We start from the raw sequence: 5,595 nt of genomic DNA on the forward strand, positions 1-5,595 counted from the left end.
GACTTTGACCCGGGCCCTGCGAGACGGTTTGGGCGAGGCCACGGTGGCCGTTGCCCGGCCCAGGGCGGCCGAGGCTCCTGTTCCGGTGTCCGATTCCGGAGATGCCTGTCTGGTTCATGGCGTGGCCGCGTCGCCGGGACTGGCCGTGGGTCGTCTGCGGCGCAAGCAGGGCCGGGTCTTCGACGTTTCGGAACAGGGGCAGGGAGAGGCCAAGGAACTCGGCAGGCTGGACGCGGCCCTGGACCGGGCCAGACAGGAGATCGGAGCCCTCAGAACCGGGGTCGGCAAAAAGGCCGAGGCCGGCATCTTCGCGGCCCACCTCGAACTCCTTGAAGACCCGGAATTGTTGAACCGGGTTAGGGAGGGCATCGGCCAGGGACGAAGCGCGGCCTTTGCCTGGCAAGAGGCCTACACGGCCCACGCGGATCTTTTGGCTGGACTCCGCAACGATCTTCTGGCCCAGCGGGCCGACGATCTGCGTGACGTGGGCGAGCGGGTCCTGGGCTTCCTGACCGGCACGGCCAGGGTTCAGAGGGCCTATTCTCCCGAAAGCATCCTGGTCTCCCGGGATTTGACCCCGTCGGACATGGCCGAACTGGACACCAAAAACATCGTCGGGCTGTGCACGGTGGCCGGAGGGGCCACGTCCCACGTGGCCATCCTGGCCCGGTCCATGGGCCTGCCCATGATGGCCGGATGCGGACCAAGGCTCCTCGATCTGCCCGAGGAGACCCCAGCCATTCTGGACGCGGCCGGGGGATGTCTGCGGCTCGATCCCACCGAGCGGGAGATGGGCGAGCACCGGCACAAGATGGCCGAGAACCGGGCCAGGCGGGAAATGGAACTGTCGGCCAAGGACGAGCCGGCCGTGACCGTGGATGGGATCCGGATTGAGGTGGCCGGGAACATCGGCGGGGTTGAGGAGGCGGAAAAGTGCGCGGCCATGGGCGGGGACGGCGTGGGACTCATGCGAACGGAGTTCGTGTTCATGGGTCGGGACACGGCCCCGGACGAGGACGAGCAGGCGGCCATCTACACCAAAGTTCTTCAGGCCATGGGGCCGGATCGGCCGGTGGTCATTCGAACCATGGACGTGGGCGGGGACAAGCCCCTGGCCTACCTGCCCATGGACCCCGAGGACAATCCCTTTCTGGGAGAGCGGGGCATCCGCGTCGGCCTTGTCCGGCCGGAACTCCTCCGGACCCAGATCCGAGCCATCCTCCAGGCCTCGGCCCACGGCCAACCCCTGGTCATGTTCCCCATGATTTCCAGGCTGGAGGAATTCCGGCAGGCCCGGGCCATGGTCGATGAGGAGCGGGAGCGGCTGGGGGTCGAGCCGATTCCGGTCGGCATCATGGTCGAGACCCCGGCGGCGGCCCTGTTGGCCGAGCAGTTCGCCCGGGAGGCGGATTTCTTTTCCGTGGGCACCAACGATCTGACCCAGTACACTTTGGCCATGGACCGGGGCCATGCCAAACTGGCGGCCCATTGCGACGGCCTGGACCCGGCCGTGCTGACCCTGATCCACCGGGCGGCCCAGGCGGCCACTGCCCAGGGCAAGTGGTGCGGGATCTGCGGCGGCCTGGCCGGAGACGCCCAGGCCGTGCCCATTCTCATCGGCCTGGGCGTACGGGAACTGAGCGTTGGTCTGGCCTCCATCCCCACGGTCAAGGCCCAGGTCCGGACCTTGAGCCTGAGCCGGTGCCGGGAATTGGCCTCCAGGGCACTGACCCTGGATTCTGCGGCCCGGGTGAGGGAATTGTGTCTGAAGGGGTGTGGAAAAGGTTTTTGATTATGCGTTCGAACATAGTGGAGGGTTTATGGACATCCTGATCGTTTCCCTGGCGGCCCTCGGGGCTGCGGCCCTGACCCTGTTTTCGGGTTTCGGGCTGGGCACCCTGCTCATGCCGGTGGTGGCCATCTTTTTCCCCATGGAGGTGGCCATCGGGGTCACGGCCATAGTCCACCTGGCCAACAACCTGTTCAAGGTCGTTCTGCTCGGAAGGAACGCGGACCGTTCGGTGCTCCTGGCCTTCGGCATTCCGGCCGTCATTGCGGCCTTTGCCGGGGCCCTGGTCCTGGTTTGGGTTTCCGGGGCCGGGTCCCTGTTCGAGTACACGGCCTTTGGCCGGTACATGCAGGTTTCGCCGGTGAAGCTCGTCATCGGGTCGCTCATCCTGGTCTTTGTCGGCCTCGAACTCTGGCCCCGGTTCTCGGCCCTGGCCCTGGACCGGAAGTTCATTCCCCTGGGTGGATTGATCAGCGGATTCTTTGGCGGGCTGTCCGGGCATCAGGGGGCCTTTCGGAGCATGTTCCTCCTGAAGGCCGGGCTGGACAAGACGGCCTTCGTGGCCACGGGGGTGATGATCGCGGTCCTGGTCGACATGTCCAGAATCCTCGTCTACGGATGGGATTTGAGGGCCCGGAGTCTGGACGTCGAATGGCCCTTGGTGGGCTCGGCCTGCCTGGCGGCCTTTGCCGGGTCGTTCATCGGGTCCCGGATTCTGAAGAAGATCACCATCAAGTCCGTCCAGATCCTTGTTTCCGGGCTGCTGCTGATTTTGGCCCTGGGGTTCGTGACCGGAGTGTTCTAGGAAGGATCAAGCAACATTCAGGGAAGACGAAGTATGAATTTTGAATTCGTTCCGGGAAAACGACCTAGTCACGGGAGGTTGACGGCCTGGCCGACGCTGACGGCTCTGGCCCTGATCCTGACTTTGGCCGGATGGGCCATGGCCGCCGAACCGGAGGCCAGGCCGCCCATTCTCTCGGCCGCCGAGATCGACTACCCGCCCTTTTCCATTGTCGAGAACGACGGCCGGGCCAGCGGTTTCGCGGTGGAGCTTCTGCGGGCCAGCCTGGCGGTCATGGGCCGGGACGTGTTTTTTCGCACCGGCCCATGGGCCGAGGTCAAGGGCTGGCTGGAGCGGGGAGAGGTCGAGGCCTTGCCCCTGGTGGGCCGGACACCCGAACGGGAAGAGATTTTCGACTTCACCGTGCCCTACATGTCCCTGCACGGGGCCATCGTCGTCCGGGAGGGCACCGAGGGCATCGACAGCCTGGACGATCTCCGGGGCCGGACCGTGGCCGTCATGCGAGGCGACAACGCCGATGAGTTCCTCCGGCGCGAAGACCGGGGCATCGACATCCGGACTACGGCCACCTTCGAGCAGGCCCTGAGGGAACTCTCCGAGGGCCAACACGACGCCGTGGTCGTTCAGCGGCTGGTGGCCCTGCGGCTTATCCGGGAAACCGGCCTGACAAATCTGCGCGTCCTGGACCGGCCCATCGAGGGGTTCCGCCAGGACTTCTGCTTCGCCGTCAGGGAGGGAGACAAAGACCTCCTGGCCCTGCTGAACGAAGGCCTGGCCCTGATCGTTGCCGACGGCACCCACCGGGCCCTTCACGCCCGCTGGTTCGGACAACTCGATCTCCCCTACCATCGACGCCTCATCGTCGAAGGCGACGACAACTATCCCCCGTATTCCTTTCTGGACGAGAACGGTAGGCCTGCCGGGTACACCGTCGAGCTGACCCGGGCTTTGGCCCGGGAACTGGACCTGGACATGGAAATCCGTCTCGGCCCCTGGGTCCAGGTCCGGGAGAGGCTGGACAGGGGGGAAATCGACGCCGTCCAGGGGATGCTCTATTCCCCGGAGCGGGGAAAGACCTTTGATTTTTCGGCTCCGATGGCGATCATCCACTACGTGGGCATCGTCAGAGACGACGGAACCAGACTTCCGGAGAGCCTTGACGACCTGCGCGGGCGGCGGCTCGTGGTCCAGCGGGCCGACATCATGCATGACTATGTCGTGGAGAACGGCCTTGGCGAACAGACTGCGGTTTTCGATTCCCCCCGGGCCGTTCTCCGGGGATTGTCCGAGGGGCGGAACGACGTGGCCCTGCTGCCCCGGATGGTCGCCATGTACTGGGTCGACCGGGACGGACTGGAAAACGTGAAGGTCGGCCGAAAGTCCCTGCTGTCGGCCGATTTCTGCTACGCCGTGCGCGGAGGGCAAGGGGCCCTGCTGGCCCAGTTCAGCGAGGGCCTGCAGCTTCTTAAGGAGAGCGGCGAGTTCCGCAGGATCCACGACAGATGGATGGGCGTGCACGAGACAAATGGCCTCCCGATGGCTGAGATTTTGCGCTCCTTGGCCATGGTTTTCATCCCTCTCATCATCCTCCTTCTTGTTTCGTTTCTCTGGTCCTGGGCACTGCGCCGGCAGGTCAGGACCAGAACCCGGGAACTCCAGGAGAGCGAGGCCCGGTTCAAGGTCCTGCACAACGCCTCCTTCGGAGGCATCGTCATTCACGACAAGGGGTTGATCCTGGACTGCAACCAGGGCCTGTCAGAAATCACCGGGTACACAAACGAAGAACTGATCGGCATGGACGGTCTGCTTCTCATCGCCGAGCAGTCACGCGATCTGGTCATGCGGAACATCCTGGCCGGAGTCGAGAAATCCTATGAGGCCGTGGGCCTTCGCAAGGATGGCCGGGAATACCCGGTCAGACTCGAGGGGCGAATGATCACCTACAAGGGCAAGGCCGTCCGGGTGGTCGAGTTCCGGGACATCACCGACCAAAAGCGGGCCCAGGAGGACCTGCGTCGGGCCAAGGAGCAGGCCGAGGCCGCCAACAAGGCCAAGAGTGAGTTCCTGGCCAACATGAGTCACGAGATCCGGACGCCCATCAACGGCATCATGGGCATGCTCCAACTTTTGCAGACCACGGACACGACCGAGGAGCAGACCGGGTACGTGAATCTGGCCATCAAGTCGGCCACCCGCCTGAGCCGCCTGCTGTCCGACATTCTCGACCTGTCCAGGGCCGAGGCCGGGAAGATGCCCCTCATTGAGGCCCCGTTCCATCCCGAGGAACTGGGTCGGTCCGTCCTGGAACTCTTTTCGGTAACCGCCCGGGACAGAGGACTGACCCTGGCCTGCGACATCGACCCGAACGTGCCGTCCGTTTTGATCGGCGACGAGGCCCGGGTCAGGCAGATCCTCTTCAATCTGGTCGGCAACGCCTTGAAGTTCACGATCCGGGGTTCGGTCCATCTGACCATGTGGGCCCTGCCCGAGATCCGCGATGGCCAGAGCCAGGTTCTGCTGACGGTGGAGGACACGGGCATAGGCATTGCCGAGGACAAGCTTCAGACTCTCTTCAAACCCTTTGTCCAGGTGGACGGCTCCCTGACCCGCCAGTACCAGGGGGCCGGTCTGGGTCTGGTCATCGTCCGCAGGCTCGTGGAGCTGATGGGCGGGTCCATCGTCATGGATAGCACCTACGGGCAGGGGACGAGCGTCCACGTCGTTCTGCCCTTCAGGGAGTCCAAAGAAAACGATTGGCCCGTTCCGACGAAAACCGTTCAGGCCCAGAGAACCCGGCGGCATTTTCGGATCCTGCTGGCCGAGGACGAACCCTGCAACCAGCTGGCCACGAGCGGGCTGCTGGAAAAGGCAGGACATTCGGTGGCGGTGGCCGGGGACGGCCGGGAGGCCATCATGCGTCTCGCCGAAGGGGATTTCGACTGCATCCTCATGGACATTCAGATGCCGGTCATGAACGGGGTGGAGGCGACCAGGGCCATCC

At 64.6% G+C, this 5,595-nt stretch carries 3 protein-coding genes; all 3 read left to right on the forward strand.

Features of this window, described 5'->3' with window-relative positions:
• Positions 1-1,792, forward strand: a 1,792-nt coding sequence (gene ptsP, locus EOM25_11845) for a phosphoenolpyruvate--protein phosphotransferase (GenBank protein ID NCC25865.1), incomplete at its 5' end; no start/stop codon positions are given.
• Positions 1,793-1,820: 28 nt separating this feature from the next.
• The gene (locus EOM25_11850) at positions 1,821-2,594 is read left to right on the forward strand and encodes a sulfite exporter TauE/SafE family protein (protein ID NCC25866.1); all 774 of its coding nucleotides are present in this window, start codon (positions 1,821-1,823) and stop codon (positions 2,592-2,594) included.
• Positions 2,595-2,627: 33 nt separating this feature from the next.
• Positions 2,628-5,595, forward strand: a 2,968-nt coding sequence (locus EOM25_11855) for a transporter substrate-binding domain-containing protein (GenBank protein NCC25867.1), incomplete at its 3' end; no start/stop codon positions are given.

This window comes from Deltaproteobacteria bacterium (genome assembly GCA_009929795.1).
GTDB lineage: Bacteria > Desulfobacterota > Desulfovibrionia > Desulfovibrionales > Desulfomicrobiaceae > RZZR01.